Annotated in this window: 30 protein-coding genes; 6 read left to right on the top strand and 24 right to left on the bottom strand. The window is 36.9% G+C overall.

The genetic code is table 11. From position 1 onward, the window contains the following. Window positions 1-394 precede the first annotated feature (394 nt). The 19 genes from QM928_RS04485 to QM928_RS04575 form a co-directional block, all read right to left on the bottom strand. Window positions 395-937 carry a site-specific integrase gene (locus QM928_RS04485; protein WP_001028147.1) on the bottom strand — a complete coding sequence of 181 codons (543 nt, stop codon included), beginning with the start codon at window positions 935-937 and terminating at the stop codon, window positions 395-397. A gap of 108 nt (window positions 938-1,045) precedes the next feature. Beyond that, window positions 1,046-1,510 (bottom strand): hypothetical protein, encoded by a 465-nt coding sequence (locus tag QM928_RS04490; RefSeq protein WP_414294609.1) that lies wholly within the window; start codon window positions 1,508-1,510, stop codon window positions 1,046-1,048. Window positions 1,511-1,555: 45 nt separating this feature from the next. After that, on the bottom strand, window positions 1,556-2,419 hold the full coding sequence (locus QM928_RS04495) for an SPFH domain-containing protein (RefSeq protein ID WP_414294610.1): 864 nt from the start codon (window positions 2,417-2,419) through the stop codon (window positions 1,556-1,558). 16 nt (window positions 2,420-2,435) lie between these two features. After that, window positions 2,436-2,600: a hypothetical protein gene (locus tag QM928_RS04500; protein ID WP_186822536.1), complete on the bottom strand. Its 165-nt coding sequence runs from the start codon at window positions 2,598-2,600 to the stop codon at window positions 2,436-2,438. Beyond that, window positions 2,590-2,826, bottom strand: a complete 237-nt coding sequence (locus tag QM928_RS04505) for a DUF3310 domain-containing protein (RefSeq protein ID WP_414294611.1) — start codon at window positions 2,824-2,826, stop codon at window positions 2,590-2,592. The genes QM928_RS04500 and QM928_RS04505 overlap by 11 nt, the downstream gene beginning before the upstream one ends. Before the next feature lie 40 nt (window positions 2,827-2,866). Next, the gene (locus tag QM928_RS04510; protein ID WP_414294612.1) at window positions 2,867-3,352 is read right to left on the bottom strand and encodes a MazG-like family protein; all 486 of its coding nucleotides are present in this window, start codon (window positions 3,350-3,352) and stop codon (window positions 2,867-2,869) included. Next, window positions 3,349-3,609 (bottom strand): DUF1372 family protein, encoded by a 261-nt coding sequence (locus tag QM928_RS04515; protein WP_075231270.1) that lies wholly within the window; start codon window positions 3,607-3,609, stop codon window positions 3,349-3,351. Before QM928_RS04515 ends, QM928_RS04510 begins: the two co-directional genes overlap by 4 nt. Then, window positions 3,606-3,992: a hypothetical protein gene (locus QM928_RS04520; protein ID WP_414294613.1), complete on the bottom strand. Its 387-nt coding sequence runs from the start codon at window positions 3,990-3,992 to the stop codon at window positions 3,606-3,608. The genes QM928_RS04515 and QM928_RS04520 overlap by 4 nt, the downstream gene beginning before the upstream one ends. Continuing rightward, the gene (locus QM928_RS04525) at window positions 3,992-4,486 is read right to left on the bottom strand and encodes a DUF1642 domain-containing protein (RefSeq protein ID WP_414294615.1); all 495 of its coding nucleotides are present in this window, start codon (window positions 4,484-4,486) and stop codon (window positions 3,992-3,994) included. The genes QM928_RS04520 and QM928_RS04525 overlap by 1 nt, the downstream gene beginning before the upstream one ends. Further along, window positions 4,479-4,805: a hypothetical protein gene (locus tag QM928_RS04530; protein WP_414294616.1), complete on the bottom strand. Its 327-nt coding sequence runs from the start codon at window positions 4,803-4,805 to the stop codon at window positions 4,479-4,481. Before QM928_RS04530 ends, QM928_RS04525 begins: the two co-directional genes overlap by 8 nt. A 19-nt stretch (window positions 4,806-4,824) precedes the next feature. Next, window positions 4,825-6,180, bottom strand: coding sequence for a PcfJ domain-containing protein (locus QM928_RS04535; protein ID WP_371608285.1), 1,356 nt, complete (start codon window positions 6,178-6,180; stop codon window positions 4,825-4,827). Continuing rightward, entirely contained in the window at window positions 6,177-6,653 is a 477-nt protein-coding gene (locus QM928_RS04540) for a Cas9 inhibitor AcrIIA9 family protein (RefSeq protein ID WP_371608286.1), read from the bottom strand. The genes QM928_RS04535 and QM928_RS04540 overlap by 4 nt, the downstream gene beginning before the upstream one ends. Before the next feature lie 103 nt (window positions 6,654-6,756). Continuing rightward, window positions 6,757-6,987, bottom strand: coding sequence for a hypothetical protein (locus tag QM928_RS04545; RefSeq protein WP_265531342.1), 231 nt, complete (start codon window positions 6,985-6,987; stop codon window positions 6,757-6,759). Window positions 6,988-7,001: 14 nt separating this feature from the next. Next, window positions 7,002-7,772 (bottom strand): ATP-binding protein, encoded by a 771-nt coding sequence (locus QM928_RS04550; RefSeq protein ID WP_212575604.1) that lies wholly within the window; start codon window positions 7,770-7,772, stop codon window positions 7,002-7,004. After that, window positions 7,766-7,924, bottom strand: a complete 159-nt coding sequence (locus QM928_RS04555; protein ID WP_254725451.1) for a hypothetical protein — start codon at window positions 7,922-7,924, stop codon at window positions 7,766-7,768. The genes QM928_RS04550 and QM928_RS04555 overlap by 7 nt, the downstream gene beginning before the upstream one ends. Beyond that, window positions 7,912-8,736, bottom strand: coding sequence for a phage replisome organizer N-terminal domain-containing protein (locus tag QM928_RS04560; RefSeq protein WP_414294617.1), 825 nt, complete (start codon window positions 8,734-8,736; stop codon window positions 7,912-7,914). Before QM928_RS04560 ends, QM928_RS04555 begins: the two co-directional genes overlap by 13 nt. Window positions 8,737-8,754: 18 nt before the next feature. Further along, window positions 8,755-9,183, bottom strand: coding sequence for a hypothetical protein (locus QM928_RS04565; RefSeq protein WP_414294618.1), 429 nt, complete (start codon window positions 9,181-9,183; stop codon window positions 8,755-8,757). Between the two features lie 10 nt (window positions 9,184-9,193). Further along, window positions 9,194-9,484 carry a hypothetical protein gene (locus QM928_RS04570; RefSeq protein ID WP_414294619.1) on the bottom strand — a complete coding sequence of 97 codons (291 nt, stop codon included), beginning with the start codon at window positions 9,482-9,484 and terminating at the stop codon, window positions 9,194-9,196. Between the two features lie 97 nt (window positions 9,485-9,581). Next, window positions 9,582-10,286 (bottom strand): ORF6C domain-containing protein, encoded by a 705-nt coding sequence (locus QM928_RS04575; RefSeq protein ID WP_414294620.1) that lies wholly within the window; start codon window positions 10,284-10,286, stop codon window positions 9,582-9,584. A 59-nt stretch (window positions 10,287-10,345) separates the two neighbouring features. Here QM928_RS04575 and QM928_RS04580 point away from each other — a divergent pair, with 59 nt between their 5' ends. Next, a complete protein-coding gene (locus tag QM928_RS04580) occupies window positions 10,346-10,555 on the top strand; it encodes a hypothetical protein (protein ID WP_075230933.1) in 210 nt (69 codons plus the stop codon). Window positions 10,556-10,566: 11 nt separating this feature from the next. Here QM928_RS04580 and QM928_RS04585 read toward each other — a convergent pair whose 3' ends face one another. Next, window positions 10,567-10,797 (bottom strand): hypothetical protein, encoded by a 231-nt coding sequence (locus QM928_RS04585; protein WP_414294621.1) that lies wholly within the window; start codon window positions 10,795-10,797, stop codon window positions 10,567-10,569. A gap of 3 nt (window positions 10,798-10,800) precedes the next feature. Beyond that, window positions 10,801-11,010: a helix-turn-helix domain-containing protein gene (locus tag QM928_RS04590; protein WP_000082680.1), complete on the bottom strand. Its 210-nt coding sequence runs from the start codon at window positions 11,008-11,010 to the stop codon at window positions 10,801-10,803. A 286-nt stretch (window positions 11,011-11,296) separates the two neighbouring features. Here QM928_RS04590 and QM928_RS04595 point away from each other — a divergent pair, with 286 nt between their 5' ends. From QM928_RS04595 to QM928_RS04615, 5 genes are all read left to right on the top strand, one after another. After that, window positions 11,297-11,659, top strand: coding sequence for a helix-turn-helix domain-containing protein (locus QM928_RS04595; protein WP_414294622.1), 363 nt, complete (start codon window positions 11,297-11,299; stop codon window positions 11,657-11,659). Between the two features lie 12 nt (window positions 11,660-11,671). Next, complete coding sequence (locus QM928_RS04600; RefSeq protein ID WP_414294623.1) at window positions 11,672-12,055, top strand: ImmA/IrrE family metallo-endopeptidase; 384 nt, start codon at window positions 11,672-11,674, stop codon at window positions 12,053-12,055. Between the two features lie 37 nt (window positions 12,056-12,092). Then, the gene (locus tag QM928_RS04605; protein WP_414294624.1) at window positions 12,093-12,905 is read left to right on the top strand and encodes an HIRAN domain-containing protein; all 813 of its coding nucleotides are present in this window, start codon (window positions 12,093-12,095) and stop codon (window positions 12,903-12,905) included. A gap of 362 nt (window positions 12,906-13,267) precedes the next feature. Then, window positions 13,268-14,413: a tyrosine-type recombinase/integrase gene (locus QM928_RS04610; RefSeq protein ID WP_414294625.1), complete on the top strand. Its 1,146-nt coding sequence runs from the start codon at window positions 13,268-13,270 to the stop codon at window positions 14,411-14,413. A gap of 106 nt (window positions 14,414-14,519) precedes the next feature. Then, a complete protein-coding gene (locus tag QM928_RS04615; protein WP_075228139.1) occupies window positions 14,520-15,377 on the top strand; it encodes a DUF975 family protein in 858 nt (285 codons plus the stop codon). A 52-nt stretch (window positions 15,378-15,429) separates the two neighbouring features. On the opposite strand, the gene QM928_RS04620 is transcribed toward QM928_RS04615, so the two are convergent. From QM928_RS04620 to QM928_RS04630, 3 genes are read right to left on the bottom strand one after another with little or no spacing between them, the layout of a single operon-like run. After that, the gene (locus QM928_RS04620) at window positions 15,430-16,857 is read right to left on the bottom strand and encodes a cytosine permease (protein ID WP_153225648.1); all 1,428 of its coding nucleotides are present in this window, start codon (window positions 16,855-16,857) and stop codon (window positions 15,430-15,432) included. Further along, window positions 16,857-17,042: a hypothetical protein gene (locus QM928_RS04625; RefSeq protein WP_153225647.1), complete on the bottom strand. Its 186-nt coding sequence runs from the start codon at window positions 17,040-17,042 to the stop codon at window positions 16,857-16,859. The genes QM928_RS04620 and QM928_RS04625 overlap by 1 nt, the downstream gene beginning before the upstream one ends. Window position 17,043: 1 nt before the next feature. Next, window positions 17,044-18,822, bottom strand: coding sequence for a phosphotransferase (locus QM928_RS04630; RefSeq protein WP_153225646.1), 1,779 nt, complete (start codon window positions 18,820-18,822; stop codon window positions 17,044-17,046). Window positions 18,823-19,095: the final 273 nt, after the last annotated feature.

Below are 19,095 nucleotides of genomic sequence, written 5' to 3' on the forward strand. Positions count from 1 at the left end.
TCTGTTCATGAACGAAATCATCTTATACATTGGCTTGTCCCATGCATAAATTATTGATGTGTCAACTAGAATCTCACTAGTCAACGAGTATGGATACCTTTTTGGTCTCATGCTTACCTCCAGCAAAAAGAGAACATATCTAGACTTGCTCTCCGAATTTTTCGCATGATACAAATATATCAGATTCATTTTGTCAATTCTATATCTTTTTTTGACAAGATTTATTTTTGAGTTTTAAATTTATGTAAAATATCTCTGTTGAATTAGTTATATCTTATATTTTATCCAATTTTGTTTCACACTCAAAAACTAATACGGACAATGCTTCAGGCCCTATTCAAAATATAAACTAGAAACTTCCTCGTTATGGATAGTTGAAAAAATCAAAAAAATATTAGAGGCTAAAATTACTCATCTTAGTATCAAGTTCATCTTGCCTTACACAAATATAAATTAGTGTGACTGCTGGACTTGAATGATTGAATAATGACATCAAGTCTGCAACGTTCTTGTACTTCTTGTAGTAATGATAGCCAAATGTTTTTCGCATCGTGTGGGTTCCGACATTATCGATTCCTAAGTCTTCAGCAGCTCTTTTAAGAAACCAGTATACCGTCTTATAGCTGAGCGCCTTATTCTTTCCAACACGACTCTGAAATAGATACTCATGTAATTCTTTATCTTTGACAAATTCCCTCAATTCATTCTTGAGTGGCCTTGTCATTTTAATGCTCTTGTATTTCCCTGTTTTCTGTTCCCTAACTTTAATGTGCCAACCTTGAACATCTTTAACCTTTAGTTTGAGAATATCTCCGACACGAAAACCTGTATTGATTCCCAAAAGAAATAACATGTAATACTTTTCATTCCAAGATGATAGATAGTCCTTCATGGCTTGGATATCATCCTTATCTCGTAACGGTTCAACAATATTCATAGTTTTGCTCCTTTCAAAAAAAAATAAAGCACTAAGATTTTCTCAGTGCTTTGGATAGTATCAATCTATCATATTCTTTTTGTCAATGCTATACTTTTTTTTGACAAGTTACATGAACAATAACTTTGCAAGTGTATCAAGAATGATTTCACGTCTTCTGTAAATCTGCTTACTGTGCCTGTATAGATACCCAGTGTCCCCATTCTCCATTTTATGCCAAACTTGAATCCAATCGTATCTTGTATGTTCTCCCCATTTCAAATAAAAGATTTTTTTATCATCAGGTTCAAGTACATCGAGTAGCTTTGAAATTGCTGTTTGAAGATTTTCTAGTCTTAAAATCATGGGATCACTTGCGTATGCGATTGCTAAATTCTCGGACCTATTTACGAACGTGCCACTTCCGCTTGCACCAGTATCATCAATACCAGGAACAGTGAGATGTTTCACTTCGTACAATCGTTCTAGTTCATGCCTTCGTTGACCAATCAATTTGTCAATCTGTAAGTATTTATCATTGAGTTCAAACTCGAGATAATCTCTTCGTGCTGTTATTAGGTTCTTTTTGCCCAAACCTTACCTCCTGACGTGTTTTTATTATTGCTCAATTGATAATTTTTACTCATGATTTGTAATCACGCCACCGGCTCCATTAACAGTAACCCAGCCATGCTTCTCTCTGGCTTCTGCTTCTTTCATACGGATAAGGTTGTCTGTGATTGAGTCTGACTTAGCTTTGTTGGCCTTGGCTTCACCTTCTGCTTTGATGATACCAGCATCCGCTTCAGCTTGTGCTTGAACTTTCTTGGTATCGGCTTCAACCTTAGCTTTTTCCTGTTCCTGTTTAGCTGTGTCAATTTCCTTCTGTTTGACAGATTCAGATTTGATTGCTGCTTCAATCTCATCTCCTGCATCCTGATCAGTTATTGTGAATGAAACAAATTCAAGATCATAAGATTCAAATTTTTCTTTTAGCGCCTTGTCAATCTCTTCATAGACTTCTGTCCGTTTATTTCCAAGAATATCATAGATGTCGTAATTTCCAGTCACAGATTCAATAGCTCGTTGAACTGCTGGCGCAATGACACTCTCATTCACATTTTCTAGCTTTGTGTAGTTTGAAAATATCGTCATAGCCTTTTCTTTATTCACACGATATTTCACATCGATATTAGTATTCAACCATTGACCATCTTTGGTCTGAGTTGTGATTTTTTCCATAGTCTTCGTCTGAACTGAAGTCGAAAGAGTATAGACGGTATCGATGAAAGGAATTTTAAGATGATAGCCTGTTTGTAGGGTGTTTTCTTGAACACCTCCGATCGCACTGACCTTTACTCCAACCGTATTAGCTGGGATGCGCTTCACGGCCGTGAGACGAAAAATTCCAAGTGAAGTAATAGCAACAACCATGATGATGCCACCTTTTGCAAGTTTCGTAAGTTTAGTTTTCCCTGTTTCGTGATCGTATTGTGTAAACATTGTTTTTACTCCTTTTTTAAATCATTTTTCCTTCAAATACTAATGTAATAGTTCCTGTCCCGTCTCTATGCTTAGAGACCAAAGCACGACAATCTGAACCATATTCAACACCATCAATCGTGATGCTATGCTTTATTTTGTCAACATTGATGATGGATCCATTTGATGTCTTAATTCTCATGTTCCATCTCCTCAATCAACCAATCAAGGTTCTTGCGAGCCTTTTTCAGGTCTTCAAGACCGTTTTTCTTTTGGTGTCTTAGTAGGTATTTTAAGCTATTACCTAAAAAGAAGCCTTTCAATTGTTCTGGTGTCATGAAGTTCCTTAAAGCATCTATGGACTCCATACCGTACCGACCTTGGTAGTGGCTCGGCTTGTTTACGTTGTCAATTATTTCTAGTTCCATTTTTTATCCTCCAAAAGCTCCTTATTTCTGTATTTTGGTCTCATGCCAAATCCTCCTCTTTTACGAAAGTTCCGTCAATCCAACGGCCTTTGCGGTCTTTGATTTCTTGGTAAGCTAGTTCAAAACACTCTTCAAAATCATAACCGAGAGCATTGCTGATTGATTTTAACCAGATTACTGTACGGATCAAGCTTGATTTACGAACTTCCTTAGCAAAGTAATCTTGATATAATTGAAATTCGCTTATATTTTTATTTAAAAAACCAAAACATGTCATTACATCTCTATCATTTTCTGATGATTTAAAAATCTCCTGCACGTCTACCTTAATCAGCAAGGCCAGACCGACAATCACGACTGCGCAATCTCCGATGCTGTCCTTGGTCAGTTGCTCATTCTTTTTGAGATAGCCTGCGCATAACTCACCGAACTCTTCGCTAAGTTTTAATGACTGCTTGTTCAGCCGGCCACCGTTTTCAAGGTCACGGTCTATAAACCATTGTTTTACATTTTCTAATGTGTTCATAATCTCACCTCATCCCCAATTTTCACTTTCTCATACACTTCTTTCGTAACCACGAACACCCCGTAGTCACGAATCGTAAGCGTGTATAGCTTTCCGTGTCGTCCTTTTTCAAGGACTTTTCCGAATATCTCTGCTCCTTGATTATCAGCCTTGTAGATAACCACTGGCTTCTTCTCTTCTAAATTCCGGATTTTATCCATCTGCCAGATGTTCAATCCAGCAGACAGAAGAATCCAGATAGCTATGAATCGTTTCAATCTATGACCTCCTTATAAAGTAAATTCATATCAAAACCACTTTCGATAAATCTGTGTGTGAGTTCTTTATTAATTCCATTCCCTAAACAATGATAAACCACATTAACATTAATACTTAACCCTAAATATTTTTCTAAGCGTGTTCTATTATCTACATAGAAGTCAATGTTTCTTTTCTGTTGTTGATAAGGCATAGCTTTGGTAATATCTCTAGTGCAATACATCAAGACATTTGAAATGACATCCTTCTTTGTCAAACAATCTTTTAAGGGAAAGTATGTGTTCGTTTTTGGGATGAGGATAAGTTCCAATTGTCTATTTATGAAAGAGTCGGGAAAATAACTCATGAGTTTTTTTAATTCTTCAAAGACTTCATTATTCATCACTCCACCTCTTGAATTTCCATACCAGGGCAATCAAATACCCAACTCATGTCATTTTCTTCTAGATCGGTTTTAGTATGATATCCTGAATAGAATACTTCATCATAACTAGAGAAAATATAATCCTCATCTTCAGTGTGATAGTACAACTTTTGTCCACTTGATTTCAGAGTTACAATATATTTCCTCTCTTTCTCGACCTCATAGCCTAGAATCCAAGCAAGACAGAATTTTTCGATATTGTCTTCGTAAAACCACTCAGGGACTCTCTTATCGTAATGATCTTCAATCACTCTCATCGCCCCATAAACATGAAAATTGTTTGCCTTTTTAAACTCTATATAATCCGCCACGTACTGAGGGATTGCGACTGTTTCTGGTTCGTCTAGTTTAGAAACAAGTTCTATTGCCAGGTCTATCTCAATATATTCTACTTTGTTGCCAAAAATGTTTTTTAATCCTTCTATCCGTTCAATCAATTCCTGCTTATTCATCTTCCCTTCCTCCATAAATCAAATAGACTGCCATAACTAACTGAGACATGCTTGGTGAATAGCCAATCCAATCATCAAACTCCTTAGATTTTGGCAACCAATCCTTAGTGGCTCCTAAATCATAGTCTTTAGGTTTTTCATCAGCGAAGATACATTCCATCGCTCCCATAAACGTCATGCCATCTTCTGTCATTTCCCAGAAATAGTCTGCTCTGTCTCTTACCGCTTGTGGTAAATCTTGCTTGGGAGGTTTAGGTTTCCCATCTTCTACCGACCAGCCGTATACTCCATTAACTTTTTTCTTTAAATCTTCCATCATCTTCCTACTCCTTTTTCCTTTATGATGACTTTGGTACTAATTTCGTTTGCTTCATCCATTCATTGGCTATGTCCCAGACTTCAGCTGGCACATCTTGGTTATACTTGCCACGAAATTGGGCTATCTTCCCCTGCCTTACTTCGAGTGTGTAAAGAGGTTTTTTAGGTTGATTTGACAGGCGGACAAACACTATTAAGGTATTACCTTTAAAATGCTTGTCTGTGTATGAGCTTACGCAGTGATGTAGCTTCTTGCCCTCATAGATCAGCTCAGCCACTTTTCTAGGGACATGGAATGCGTATCCATTGATTGTCTTATCCATTCCTTCTCTAAGTTTAAACTCAGCTTCAAGTTGCTTGCGTTTCTTCTTATCTTCCAGTTTTTGTTTTTCTTCGACGAATTGATTGTATAATCCAACCGTGTGATTATGCATGGACGTGAAATCCTTTGGCACAAGCATAGCATCACCTTCAGGCTCAATGCCCATTTCTCGTAGCATCTTGAGATAGTCAAGATATTCATTGAAGTCAATATGATTCTTGATAACCCAATTCTGAAACTTATTGATCCCGATACCTTTCGGTATATGCTTGATATCGTGGTAAGTCAGATAAGACTCAATGCCAGGTATCAGCTGGCCGTTCCGTTCTTTTAATCGACGGCTCAACTCAAATTCATTAAAACTACGATCTGAATTCTTGAAAAATTGTTTATTCTTCTGAAGCCATCTGCGGTTTAAGGTTCGCATATCTACATTTTTGGTGAATCCAGTATAACCTGGGTACATAATTTCATTGGCCAGTTTATAAGCATGAATTTTCTGAGCAAATTCAATTTCAAACTTATATTTGTAAAACCGTTCAATTTCCCAGTATCGGATATTCCTAAACTTCAAATACTTGAGTTCGGATACTTTTTGAAGTCTCTTTTCCCAATTGTTTGGATAAAAAATATTTCCTGTGTAAAAACCGCTACTAAATGAATTAGCGAATAGACACGGATAAAATTGTCCGTTGTAACCTTGGCCAATCTTTGTGTGTTTGTCATTTTCGAATCGCTCTAGATTAGTAAGTTGCCAATCGATAAACTGTTTCCCTTCAACCAACTTCGACCAAAATACATAAGATTGAATCTCGATACGTTTCGAAGTGCTGAGAATGATAGAGAAAAAATAAGCCTTGTCATAAAAAGTGAGCCGTGACGACTTTGTCAGTCGTTTCTCGATACAATGGCCAAGGTTTAAATCTGAAGCGATTATAGTCTTGTCCTTATTGGTCCATTTGTACGTTGTAATTTGCGAATAGCACCAGCTCCAGAAGTTTGCAGGTGGTTTCAATCGTCTATCGGCTTCTCGCTTGCATTGTTCATGTTTCATTCATCCAAGAAATCGAAAATGCTCATTTGCTTTTCGACTACTCCTTTCTCTTTTTTAATTTTAGGTTTCATGATGATATCATCATCTGGACCAGCGCCTTTCCTAATTTTGGCGACATCAACCTTTTCTTCAGGAGAAGCCTGAGATTTGTCTTCCTTTTTCTTCTTGACGGGCTCAACAGGCACCTGCTTGATGTTAGATACTTGTGAATTTGAGATAAAGTACTCTCTAACCCATCTGAAGACAGTAGCATCATCGATGCAAGCGACTCCGTTTTCAGCAAATTTACGAGCTTTTTCTTTAGCATGGCTTAAAGCACACTTCAGAGAGTATCGCTCTTTTAAGATTCCTTTAAATAATTCCTCATCCTCCTGATCGCATATCCAGTTATGAACACGGTCAAGGGCGGTATCATGTGGTTGATTTAATTCATCCAGCAACTTAGCCAGAGCTTTTTCTTTAATGTCATTCATATCATTTTCCAAAAAATGCGACTGCCTTTGTGAGTTTGGCTAAATACGGGCAGCCGCTCGTCCAAGGTCACATGACCTTTACTGACACATTCCTAGCTCGCTTTTAACGTGGTTCGCGGCACGTTGATTTAGTCGCTAAGTAGTAGCAATCTACAGCGCCATAATCAAAACGTACATCGTCTTTTCCGATATATTTTTTGAATCTTGGTCTGGTAATGCCTGAGAAAGCCCATTGATGGTCTTTCATCCGTTCGATAAGCTCATCCACATTGTTAAAACTTCCAAGGAAAAACTTGCGGTGCCCGTTGTAGATGAAATATAGTTTTAATAACAAGAGACACCGCCTTTCTAGAAATAATCTTTCCTTTTGTTTTTCAAGTCATTAAATACCATCAGATGATCATTGTCTACACCCTTCATCAACCGACTCATAAACGGCCGACCATATCGTTTCTGAATTTCTTGTGCAGTCAGATTAGTCGTGATAACCGTATTAGCCCTTTTGTTGAGAATATTGTAAAGAATACTGAAGGACCACTCACTGTCCTTCTCCATACCAAGATCATCCAATACCAAAAACTTTGCACTAGCGATTTTATTGACCAGGAACTCTTCCTGACTAAAGTCCGCCTTGATTTTCATAAGTAAGTCAGTGACATTGATAAAGATAGCAATTTCTTTTGTTACATCGGATAACTTTTTCATTATCGCAAAAGCAAGATGGCTTTTACCTGTTCCAGCTTCTCCCTGAAAAACAACATTATTTCTGGCCCCTTCAGACCACTCCTGGCAAATCCTATTTGCAAAAGCTAGCTTTTCCGCCTCTTTTTCAGTCGGTGTGTCGAAGTTGTCAAGAGTAGCATTTTTCAGCACATCATCATAGAGAGAGAATTTCTCAAGATAAAACCTCCGCTCTCGCTCATGTTCTGCATCAGCCAGCTCATTGACCTTTATTTGATTCTCTGCATGGATCCGTTCCGATTCACATAAGCGACAAAGGACATCATTTGTCCGGAGGATTTTGATCAAGGGAATCCCATGCTTTTCGCAAATTTCAGCCTGCTGTTCAGTATTTCTATGGTAAGATAAGGCCATCTCCTCGAGTGCATCAGTTACCATGATACCTTACCTCCACAAGCTTTCCAGCTAGCCATATCTGACAGGCAAGCAGTAACGGTAGAAAGAGATTGTTTTGCAAGCAGTGACTTCTTTTCTTCGCTTATCGGATAAAAGTCATCTTCAAATTGCTCGATAAGTTCTAAAATCCCCATTCGTCCTTAGCCCCCTGTCCTGATTGATTCCCACGAGAAGTACTAAATCCCTTTGACCTGTTAAAGTTTAATTGTTCTTCTTCTTGTTGTGCAGTAGTCTTGATGCCATTTTGCGCCCAATTCTTCAAAATACTATTTACATATCCAAAACTTCGTTTTGAATTATCAGCAGCCTTTTCAATCGCAAGTTTTACTAATTCACACTCCATATGATCAAATCTAATGTAGTCAAGTAGTTGTTGAAATTGTTTCCCATCAAGCACCCCGATACGAGATTGATAATATTCAGCAATAGCAGCAGGAGAATTGTCCTTTGCGGAATCTATCTCTATCTCTGTATCTATCTCTTTCTCTATCTCTATCTCTTTCTCTATCTCTGGTGCCTGTTCGTCCGACATTTGTCCGGACAAATGTCCCAAAAGTTTTTGGTCTTTTTCTAAAGCGATTTTTCGTCTATATTCACGCTTTCTATCCGCTTCAGTATTTGATGAACCAATAAAATTTTGGATATCAAGCATGTAGATGGCACCGTTATCTAATACCTCAATCAATCCCATCTCCTTAAATATCCCTACTGCCTTTTCTATAACTGCAACGGGTTGTCTAGTAATCGTAGATAACATCTGCGCATTATAAGGTATGCGGTCATTAAACATTAGTTTCCCATTGTTTTTAAGGCTCCTGAGATAAAGCTTTAGTAGAATATTTGAATAAAGTATCCCGTCAGGCATGCTTTCAAGGATTGCTACATCGTCATTATCAAAAAAATTTTCTCGCAATTTTAAGTAATAATATTTTTTATTGTCAGACATAGTCTCCTCCAATCTGCATTATGCCCTAGCTCCCCATTTTCTTGGATTCTGACGGAAATCCATGGTCATTTCCTGATAAAGCAAACGCCCATTTTCTTCTAAGAGATTCGCATTTTGACTTCTTAGAAGATCATTGTTACCTGCTTCTTCCAGGTAGTCCTGAGCTAGCCTGTCATAGTCTTCGATACATGTCCGAAAAACTTGTGGCACGTCCTCAATCGTTGAAGAAAGTCCGACAGGTGGTTGTGTGTCATAGGTTGACTTTCTGTCACACATTCTCAGGTTTCTTCGAGCAACTTCTCTGAAATCTTCTGTTTTTTCAATAATGACTACTACATTTTGTTCATCCGATTTTTCATTTTTAGCAGTCAGTAGCATGAGGATAAAGATCCCAATAAAGATTGCCACTAGGCCAAGCAACTGGCTTGATAAAGTTGGTTCTGTCATTTCGTTCTCCTTATGCTCTCAATTTTCGTACTTCTTTTTCTAATTCCAAAATTTCATAAACATCATTGACATCGTACATAGTATCTTTCCCCTGCTTACGAAATCTTAATCCTTTGCGTTCTAGCATCTTAACATAGCTATGAGTAAAGCCAAACTTTTTCATCAAAGCCTGTTGATTGATTGGCATGCGATCATTCTCTAACTGTTCCTTGACCTGCTTTTCAGCAAAGGCCAATAATTGATTCGTGAACAATTCAGCACTTTCGCCGTCCAATCGTAATTGTAACGTTATACCTTCCATTTTTTCATCCTCTCAACTATGCGGGCAAGCATTTTTGTGATATAATGGTTTAAATTATTTAAGTATGCGCCTGATTGCTGTCAGGTGCTTTTTTGCTCTACGAAGCATAAGCGTTCAGTTCCATAATCTTCATCTTGGTATTGGTGCTTGGCTCCCACGTCATCCAGTAAGCCAATGCAGCTTCTGCAAACTTTTTCGGTAGCAGGTCATAGCGACTAATGTTGAAGTGGTCTTTAAAATCAATCTCAGCTTGTCTAAATACCGACTGAGCAAAAATCTTATCCGCATAAGCTGGGCTATCAATACCACCCAGGCATGCCACAACCCTAGCCTTACGCTTCTTCAGGAGCGATTGAGCATAGCTTGGATGAATCGGTTGCTCACTCTTGAGATAGTCGATATCTTCCAGCATGGTCGCTTGTTGCTCACGCAATTTCTTTTGCCCAGTAAATAAAGCAATAAAGGCATCCTCGTCCAAATCCTCTCGAATAAATCCGCCTTGTTTTCGAATAGCTGGCAAGACCTCTGATGTCACCCAACGCTTAAACTCTCTGGCTTGAGGAAGCTTACTTGAAAGAATGAGAGAGTAAAGCCCAGATTCGTTAATAACGGTAACACCTCTATTTCCAAAAGTACCGTTTTGGTAGTTTTGGCGATCTTCTTCATCTACGTGACGGTTTATGTCTCGACTACCGTTTTGGTATCCTAGAATATCCGCAACATCCTTCCCGACAAACCAAGGCTCGTCATTGATTGTCATAGTACGGACTTCCTGTCCGTGAAAGTTAAAAATTTCGTTCATAGTATTCCTTTCTAGGCTCCCTCCTTTTGCTATAATATAAGCAGAAAGGAGGTGAGAATATGAAACAATTCATCAAAGATTGTTTTGATGAGAGTGATGAGAATGATTCAATCACAATCACTTTCTCAAATGGTGATAAGATTGATTTTTTCCAAGTATATGATGATTGCTCTGACACTGCGAATCATATAGTTCTTGTAGAAGTTGAAACGGATTTTCGACATCTAGTCAATCTTGATTATGTAGTACACATTCGTTCAAATGCGTAATCTTCCAGCACCTAATTTTGATGATTAGGTGTTTTTTGTTGCATAGCACGTTTTCTGATAGCTTTCCCCAAACAATCAGCTAGTTGAGTCATGTTTGGAATCTTGCTTCCCTTGATGCAAGAAACAGCACCCAAAGCTTCATAGTAGGTCTCTGTGTGTCCCAAAATATCATCAACCATATTTTCAAAATGTTTCTCAATGATTTCTTTGATAAGATCGTTATTTTGTTTCTTTTCGTTCATATCCTACTCTCCTAACTCAACCCAAGTTTCGTCAATTCTTAAAACGTCGCAAACTCGGTTCTTTAATTTGTCGCTACCTTTACCGTATTTCAATAATTCTGAAATGGTAGATTTCTTCACTCCACAAGCACGAGCAAGGTGTGTTTGTGTCATTCCTTCTGAATTCAGTTTATCCTTAACTAACCGAATCCATTTTTTATGTTGTTGGCTCATTCCTGACCTCCTTTTTTAAAAAATTACCTAAAAAGTTAGCGAACTTCTTGACATTTTTAAATAAATGATTTAAAATCAAAACATAGAGAAAAGACCTACTAAAAGTAAGGTTATACCTAGAAAAACGGACGCCAATCAGTTTCATTAGGCTTTATTTTTTAGTTGTCTTGTTCGCTAACTCTTTAGCTTACGAATATAATTCTAAATTATTTATTTAATTTTGTCAACAGTTTTAATTAAATAATTTAATTATTTTTTCGTAATGCTTAGAAAGGTTGATAAAACAATGTTTCTGACATTTGAAAGAATAAAAGAACTTGCAAATAAACAAGGACTTTCAATAAATGCATTAGAAGAAAAGCTTGGATATAGTAGAAATACACTCTACTCCTTGAAAAAACAAAAAGCTAGTACGGAAAGAATGCAAGAAATCGCTGATTATTTAAATGTATCTTTAGATTATTTGCTTGGTCGCACGGATAATCCTGCCATCGCTGGTGATTCAAAGTACACTTGGCAAGGGAAGGCACTAAATGTTGAAGAGATGGCATCTAATGTCATGATGTTCGGCGGTCGAGAATTAACAGACGAAAAGAAGAAAATCATCCAGTCTATCATTGAAGGTTATCTAAAAGAAGCTGGTGATTAGAGGTATTGCTTAGTGACTGAAAAAGAAATTATAAGTCATTTTCAGATTCGTATTATCGATTTTGATGGAGATTTGATGCCTGATGAACTTGGATTTTACGAAAAAGAAACCAATACAGCTTTCCTGTCGAGTAAACTCAGCAAAAAAGAGAGAGTTAAAGTCCTACTGCATGAATTAGGACACAAGGATCACACACGCTCAGAGTACCAGAACGCTCGACTACGCTGTGAAAACGAAGCTGATAGGAATATGATCCATCATCTCGTAAAAGACGCACTAGAAAGCTTAGACGACCCCAAAGAGTTTGATTACCTCAAATTCATGTCCTACTATGATCTAAAAACTATGACGAATGAAATCATGGTCAAGGAAGAGTACTTGGCATTAGTAAATTAAAAATTGCATTGAAGATATTTATATAGAGGGGAAATATATGCAAAAGACTGTTGAAAAAATATTATTCCGAGTCGCTGGAGTGACAAATTATAAAAAAGCTGTAAAACAAGCGTGCAATGATATTGCTGAAGATAATGACATTCCAGAATATTCCAGATATTATGGAGACCTTACGACACAAGAAATTAGAGAAGAACTTGAAGAAATTGGTGGACAAATTTTCAAGTATCAAGATTTATCTACTACTGAAGTTGAACTTATCCCAGAACCTACTAATAAATATGATTCCAATGCCATCAAAGTTCTAATATTTGATAATTTTGTGGGATACATTCCTGGTAAGGTAGCAAAAAATATTAGGCATTATTTTGATGATGATAAATATATTTTTATTTCTGAAGCAGAAATAAAGGGCGGTCCATATAAAGAATGGGACGAGTATGAAGAAAAAGTTGTCACAAATAATGATTTGGATGTTGGTTTTGAAATTTACCTCACAATTGTTGATTCTTCACAAAAAGAAGTAATTCAGAGTGAATCATCTGAGATAATTGATGATAAACTTTCCAATCAAGAAGTTACGAAAATTGAATCTATTGAAACTAAAACAACTGAAGCTGAACATATTGAACAAAATATTGTTAGTGACAGTTTCGCTGATATAGTAAATGAGATTAATCTTTCAGAAACACCTCCTAAGAAAAAGCTTCATGCCAATAAAATCATATTTTCAGCACTGTATATTTTCTTAGTCTTTTTTGGAGTTGTTGGTATTCCAATTGCTCCATTCCTTGCAGTCCCTTTGACAGTTTGGAGTTTGTATAAATTATACAAACTATTCAGAAAATAAAAAAAGCCCCACAATCTCCAACAGCAATCTTTGAATATAAGGATTCAACTTTCCATTTTTGACAAAATGAAATATATTTGATAATATATAGTTACTAACCTAGGAGAAATCCTAGTGCAAATAATCTGGTTGGCACAAGCTGCCACGCAGAAACGGTAACTATAAATTTAGTTACCGTTTTTTGTTGAATAAAAAATAAAAAAAGCCCCACACTCTCCGACCGCCAAGTTTTTGAGTGTGAGGTTTCAACCTTCCATCTAGCAAGCAATGGAAAAGATGATAAAAAAATACACTTACAGTTTATCATAAATTCTACACCTTTTCAACTATGCGGGCAAGCAATCGAAAAGAAAGGACTTTTTATGATAAAAAAATACATTACCAAAAAAGGAGAGACTAGATATCTCTTTCAAACATACCTGGGCATAGACCCAGCTACTAGAAAAGAAAAACGCACAACAAGACGTGGTTTTAAAACTATAAAAGAGGCAAAGGCTGCCGAACGTGACCTTCTCTTAGACATTGAAGAGAATGGTTTTTCAAACAATGAAGATTTCCAGAACCCTACTTTTGCCGAAGTCGCTGAGTTATGGCTTGAAAGCTACAAGAGCACTGTAAAACCAACAACTTATCAGAACACTAAGAAGAAACTTGATGTTATGATTGACTCATATTTTACAGATATGAAGATTCAGCAAATCAGTGTAGCTTATTGTCAAAAGGTTGCTATCAAGTTAAGTAAACGCTATATCCTATATTCCAATTACTACTCTGTCATTAGCCGTATTTTCAAGTATGCCACTTCTATTGACATCATTAAGTCAAATCCCTTAGACAAGATTATCAAGCCTAAAAATAAACCCTTAAAAGGCAAAGAAAACTACTATACAAAACAGGAACTAACCGAGTTCCTTAAAGTTTACAAAGCAAATTGTAAGCCAGTAGACTATACCTTTTTTCACTTACTCGCTTTTTCTGGCTTGAGAACTGGAGAAGCTATCGGACTCATGTGGTCAGATGTTGACTTTGAAAATAAACGATTAAGCATTTCTCGCACGGCTGTCGTGATTGACAAAAAACAAACTGTGCAGGATCCTAAAACCAAAAGGAGTAAGAGGGTTATCACCCTAGATGATGAAACTCTGAATGTTTTGAAACTCTGGAAACGACAGCAAATAAAAGAATATTTTCAGGCTGGTGTGCCTTACAAACATGATTTGAATTATATTTTTACGAATGACATAGGGGGATGGCTTTTAGCTGCAACTATGAAAGTGAAGCTTAGCAGATTCTTTTGTAAACACAAAGAACTTAAAAAAATTTCACCTCACGGATTTAGACACACACATGCTTCTCTCCTATTTGAAGCTGGTGTTACAGCGAAAATCATTTCAGATAGACTTGGTCACAATAATGTTCAAATCACCCTTGATATGTATACCCACATCAATGATAATCAACGTGTTGAAGTAGTTGACCAGCTCATGGATTTCATCCGCTCCAGCTAAAAGTAAAGTCGTATTCAATATCGTATTCACTTTTGGTTAACACGCTAGAAGTCCACTGGTTTCAAAGGATTAGCAAGCTGTGTACTATTTATGGTATAATGAAAGAATGAAATACCCAAAAATTGATTTAAAAGAAGTTCGTCAACAAGCTAAACAGTTTCAAGCTGAACATCCACGTCTATTGCTTGTCTTTTTATTACCAAGCATTTTCCTGATTCTATCCAGCTTTATAAGTCCATTATCCCTACTTGATGAGGGGATTCTTGAGCAATCCTTCTTTACTTTTTTGATGAGCTTGATCCAGTCTTCACTCTTTCCTCTAGCAGTCGGATTTACAAGTTCTATTATCCTAGCTGGTGCTCTTTTTACAACCATTAATCTTTACAGAATTTCCGAGATAGAGCTTTCCTTTAAAGATAGTCTGTCCTTACTTGACAATCGCTTCTTCACCCAGACCTTTTTGACTCTCTTGCTCAAGCGTTTCTATCTCTTTTTGTGGAGCATCCCTAATCTTTTTGGTGTCTACTTGCTCTTCTATAGCAGTGCCATGGCCCGTAAATTTGTAGAACTTCATCCCGAATTTCCAGCCGTAGACGTCACCAATTCAGATATCGAACATTTTCTGCTCACTTTTGCACTCTACTTCTTTGGTAGCGTCTTTCTGATGATTTTGGGAACCATTGCCTATCTGCCGCAATACTACGCTTATTCCCAAGTAGAGCTGCTCCTATGTGATACCCTTGCAATTGGAATTGCCAAGCCAAGCCGCGTACTCAAAACCAGTCGCTTCCTTATGAAAGGCTATAAATTCCAACGCTTCGTGCTTGATTTACAGCTACTTCCTTGGTATCTCCTTATCTGGATCAGCTTCGGAATTGCGAGCATCCCTACTTTCCCTTATATCTATAGTAGTCAATTCTTCTTTTATCAAAGATTACTCGAAATCAAGCGGAGAAAAGTTTAATGTGAATGATTAAAACCAGCACCTTCAATAGAAAGTGCTGGTTTGTTTTTATTTAAATGGTTACTTGATCTCTGTCTTTAATCATATAGTGTTTTAATGGAGTTAGGCTTGCCAACCAATATAGGAAGCCACCAAAAATCGCCGTAAAGCCACTACCTGTTGTGATTAAGAAGATCGAACTTTGAATTTGTTTAGTTAGGGGATTGTAAACAAAGAGTACCGCAACTAACAGAGATACGAATACACAAGACAAACCAACTAAATTAAATCCCTTAGTAAACTCATAAGCCTGATGTCCATCTAAGAAATAAGCTGATCGTAAATCTAATTTCCGTTTTCTTATCAAGAAATAATCAACAACAATCATTCCAATAATAGGTCCTTGAATATAAGCTGCAAGCGAGATAAAAGAACCAAAATATTCTTCTACGCCACCCCAAATTGTTAACGCACTCACATAAATCATGGCAATCCAAACCATTAGTTTATAACTCACCTTAGGCATACCGCTTTTAACAATCATACAGTTCACATAGGATCCTGTCCCTTGAGTTCCAATATTTGCAAAAGCTACTAATAATAAACTCAAAAGAGCAAAGGTAGGAGTACTCAAGGTTGAAAGCATCGCAGTTGGATCACTCTCGTAAACCCCTGTTCTTACAAACATAGCTAGAGCCATAACACCACCCGTCGCAGCAAAGAATGGTGCTACCACGCCATAAGATAAAGAAGTAGCCCAATACCCACTACGTTCTGATTTTGCTAAACGTGGTAAAATTAATGCTTGCGTCGACCAAGAAAAGGCAGTCGCTACATTCCCCTCTCCTGAAATCATAAATCGCTCTAGCGGGCTCAAATCTCCTTGTACCGCTGGTTGAACGTTCATAATGTCAGTAATCGGAACTGCTACAAAACAAATTCCAACGATAATCAATCCAACAACTAGCAAAGCAATTACCATAAACCGATTAATACCTTTTATAACCTCCGGTCCACCAAGGGCAATCAAGGTCCCTAATAAGACACAAAGTGTCCCAAGAATTGGTGCCCAAATCCCCTTCTCCAGTCCAAGGCCGAAATTATTAGCTAGATGAATCATAGAACTGGCAAAAAGATTTGCAGTAACTGCATACCAACCAAAATTTGCTAAACTGATAGTTGTTGACAAAAATGCCACTCCACGCTTCCCTAAAACCGCTCGAAGCCAAATCCATAAATCAATTCCGTATCTCACTGCAAACAAGGTGGGAAGACACTCGATAAAGACCCAAATAATATTAAAGCTAAAAATATTGATTAACATCTGGCTAAAGGTCAAATATTGAGCAACATACGCTCCTTGTGTGTAACACCAAGTTGCAATCGCAAAACCACTTGTTGATAAGAATAAATCCCAGAAGGAATATTGCCGATCCTTACTAGTCATTGGAACAATCCCAGTTATGGTTTCTTGTTGAATAAAGTCGGTCGTTTTCGACATTATTTAATTCCTCCTGTCATAGCTAAGATAATCAAGATTAGATTAATTCCAATGATGACACCAATCAAAGCAAAATCTTTTTTTAAGAATGGTTGCGCAAAATCATAGTCTGGAGATTCCATTTCTTCCAGTCTTCGTTTCGTTTCATCTGCTACCAATTGTTCAATTTCAGATACAGATTTCATCTTATTTTTCTCCTAGATATAACTCTAATGAAAGTTGTCCGTATTGTCTGGTAAATCGATACCAAGTATAAAGAAATTCTCCCACAGGTTTTCCAACACTCTCTTGGAATAAGGCCCACAAGAACCAATAATAAGATGTCACTGCCACATAGGCTAAATAATGACGTCTCGTTTTTGTATCTGGAACTTCTTGCAAGTAAATCTCAAGTACTTTCTCAGCTTGTTCAACAGTATAATTCGAACAACCAATGAAGGTACCTAAATCCCCTGCAGGGTCCCCCATACCAGAATACTCCCAATCAATCAGACTCATCTCCTCTTGTTCGTTTAGGAGAAAATTAGGACTATAGGAATCTCCATGACATAAAACTCTCTCAGTGTCATCCTGTTTTAAAAATTCTCTAATAGTTGAAATGTTTTTATCGAGTTCATCAAGTCCATCAAACTCAAAACGATTGCTAGCCTTCAATTTTTCTCTAAAATCATCAATTCCTACAAATAAATCAAAATTATGAGTTGTCTTCTCTCCAGACTGATGTAGTTTTCTCAAGAGCCCCATAGCTTTTTCTACATGATCCCAATTATCATAATCAAGCGGTCTAGCGTTAGGGATAAATTCTGAAATCTTCCACCCTTCGTTTTTATCCATTGCAACAAATGTTCTGTCTATTTGCAGTTTTGCTGCAATTTCCATAGAAGCCGCTTCACTTGATCTGTTGATATATTTTTCAGTTCCTCTTCCAGGATGACGATAAACATATTTTTTATCAAGACAATCAAAGCTAAAGGATGTATTGGTCAAACCATCTTTGAGTGGTTTAATATGAACAATATCCGAAGCATCACAATTCAAGGTCTTGCAGATGTTATCAATAATCTCAGAATTAGAATTCATCAAGTAGCGGTCATCAAATTGACGCAACTCATCTAAGGAATCAAATTCTTTAACAATATCCGCTGAATAATGACGAGCTTCTAGATGCAATTCATGAACATTACGGGTATAGTAATCTTCCCAGAGCTGTTCTTTATAGGGCTCGTGTTTAAACTCAGTTTCTAAAATTTTTACGAATTTTTCACTAAAGGCACGGTCAAAATACACATGTCCCACCATAGCCCAAGTGTCTTTACCACCAATCTGTATGTCAACAATCATGTTGTTGGAGTCTTCGGTAGCACAATATTCGTCTGTCTCGCCTTCCACAAATATTGTTGAATAGTAGCCCCTATAAATATACTTCTCAAATGGATTTTCGGCAAAATAATTGTCCGATGAACAAATATAAGTATTTGATAGTTGATCTCTAACCAACATTAATGAAGAACAGTTATTGTATTTATAGTAATCATTATTGACAACGATTTTTACACCATATTTTTCAGCAAGGTAAAACATTTTTTCTTGTAAATAACCTACAATAACCGTAATATCTTCTATACCTGCTTCCTGTAGTTGTTCAATTTCCCTTTCAATCAGGCGTTCCCCTTTGACTTTTAACAATCCTTTTGGTACTTCGTAAGACAATGGTGCAAATCGACTACTCATTCCTGCAGCCATAATCACTGCATTTTGTACTCGATAAGGCTCTAAAGCTTCTTTTCCTAACTCAGATAGGTGACCTTCTTGATCAATCCAATTAGCTTCTTTCATTTCTTTAAGCAGGGAATTAATTGTTCCTAAAGAAACTTCCAACTGTTCCGCTAACTGTCTTTGTGTAAACTCCTCTTGTGGATGCTCTTGCAAAAAAGACAGTAGTTTAAATTGTTTTTCTGAAATCATATTGATAACCTCTTTTTGTTCAATGCTTGTTTAAAAAAGATTATAGTATGAACATTCACTTTTGTCAAGTATTATCCAAATAAACTTTAATAGTAAAGAAGTAGTCTTGAATAACATGACCACGCATTTCCATTAGTTTTAAAAAATTTACAAACAGCACTTCCTTAACCACACTGAAGTGAACCAACTTAAAAACAAAAATTCGTATAAAAGTCTAATCGTAAATAAAAAAGCGAACCATACTTGTTTCTGATACTCAGAATTCTATCTTGT

Origin of the sequence: Streptococcus infantis, from assembly GCF_047460405.1 — a bacterium.
Lineage (GTDB): Bacteria > Bacillota > Bacilli > Lactobacillales > Streptococcaceae > Streptococcus > Streptococcus infantis_Q.

What these genes read in the sequence shown, in the direction of transcription:
- QM928_RS04550 (WP_212575604.1), bottom strand. Translation starts at nt 7,772, where the DNA reads ATGGTAACTGATGCACTCGAGGAGATGGCCTTATCTTACCATAGAAAT.
- QM928_RS04500 (WP_186822536.1), bottom strand. Translation starts at nt 2,600, where the DNA reads ATGAGAATTAAGACATCAAATGGATCCATCATCAATGTTGACAAAATA.
- QM928_RS04625 (WP_153225647.1), bottom strand. Translation starts at nt 17,042, where the DNA reads ATGAAATCTGTATCTGAAATTGAACAATTGGTAGCAGATGAAACGAAA.
- QM928_RS04615 (WP_075228139.1), top strand. Translation starts at nt 14,520, where the DNA reads ATGAAATACCCAAAAATTGATTTAAAAGAAGTTCGTCAACAAGCTAAA.
- QM928_RS04580 (WP_075230933.1), top strand. Translation starts at nt 10,346, where the DNA reads ATGAAACAATTCATCAAAGATTGTTTTGATGAGAGTGATGAGAATGAT.
- QM928_RS04590 (WP_000082680.1), bottom strand. Translation starts at nt 11,010, where the DNA reads ATGAGCCAACAACATAAAAAATGGATTCGGTTAGTTAAGGATAAACTG.
- QM928_RS04560 (WP_414294617.1), bottom strand. Translation starts at nt 8,736, where the DNA reads ATGTCTGACAATAAAAAATATTATTACTTAAAATTGCGAGAAAATTTT.
- QM928_RS04530 (WP_414294616.1), bottom strand. Translation starts at nt 4,805, where the DNA reads ATGATGGAAGATTTAAAGAAAAAAGTTAATGGAGTATACGGCTGGTCG.
- QM928_RS04555 (WP_254725451.1), bottom strand. Translation starts at nt 7,924, where the DNA reads ATGGGGATTTTAGAACTTATCGAGCAATTTGAAGATGACTTTTATCCG.
- QM928_RS04505 (WP_414294611.1), bottom strand. Translation starts at nt 2,826, where the DNA reads ATGGAACTAGAAATAATTGACAACGTAAACAAGCCGAGCCACTACCAA.
- QM928_RS04620 (WP_153225648.1), bottom strand. Translation starts at nt 16,857, where the DNA reads ATGTCGAAAACGACCGACTTTATTCAACAAGAAACCATAACTGGGATT.
- QM928_RS04495 (WP_414294610.1), bottom strand. Translation starts at nt 2,419, where the DNA reads ATGTTTACACAATACGATCACGAAACAGGGAAAACTAAACTTACGAAA.
- QM928_RS04585 (WP_414294621.1), bottom strand. Translation starts at nt 10,797, where the DNA reads ATGAACGAAAAGAAACAAAATAACGATCTTATCAAAGAAATCATTGAG.
- QM928_RS04595 (WP_414294622.1), top strand. Translation starts at nt 11,297, where the DNA reads ATGTTTCTGACATTTGAAAGAATAAAAGAACTTGCAAATAAACAAGGA.
- QM928_RS04485 (WP_001028147.1), bottom strand. Translation starts at nt 937, where the DNA reads ATGAATATTGTTGAACCGTTACGAGATAAGGATGATATCCAAGCCATG.
- QM928_RS04510 (WP_414294612.1), bottom strand. Translation starts at nt 3,352, where the DNA reads ATGAACACATTAGAAAATGTAAAACAATGGTTTATAGACCGTGACCTT.
- QM928_RS04525 (WP_414294615.1), bottom strand. Translation starts at nt 4,486, where the DNA reads ATGAATAAGCAGGAATTGATTGAACGGATAGAAGGATTAAAAAACATT.
- QM928_RS04540 (WP_371608286.1), bottom strand. Translation starts at nt 6,653, where the DNA reads ATGAATGACATTAAAGAAAAAGCTCTGGCTAAGTTGCTGGATGAATTA.
- QM928_RS04520 (WP_414294613.1), bottom strand. Translation starts at nt 3,992, where the DNA reads ATGAATAATGAAGTCTTTGAAGAATTAAAAAAACTCATGAGTTATTTT.
- QM928_RS04575 (WP_414294620.1), bottom strand. Translation starts at nt 10,286, where the DNA reads ATGAACGAAATTTTTAACTTTCACGGACAGGAAGTCCGTACTATGACA.
- QM928_RS04610 (WP_414294625.1), top strand. Translation starts at nt 13,268, where the DNA reads ATGATAAAAAAATACATTACCAAAAAAGGAGAGACTAGATATCTCTTT.
- QM928_RS04570 (WP_414294619.1), bottom strand. Translation starts at nt 9,484, where the DNA reads ATGGAAGGTATAACGTTACAATTACGATTGGACGGCGAAAGTGCTGAA.
- QM928_RS04535 (WP_371608285.1), bottom strand. Translation starts at nt 6,180, where the DNA reads ATGAAACATGAACAATGCAAGCGAGAAGCCGATAGACGATTGAAACCA.
- QM928_RS04565 (WP_414294618.1), bottom strand. Translation starts at nt 9,183, where the DNA reads ATGACAGAACCAACTTTATCAAGCCAGTTGCTTGGCCTAGTGGCAATC.
- QM928_RS04605 (WP_414294624.1), top strand. Translation starts at nt 12,093, where the DNA reads ATGCAAAAGACTGTTGAAAAAATATTATTCCGAGTCGCTGGAGTGACA.
- QM928_RS04630 (WP_153225646.1), bottom strand. Translation starts at nt 18,822, where the DNA reads ATGATTTCAGAAAAACAATTTAAACTACTGTCTTTTTTGCAAGAGCAT.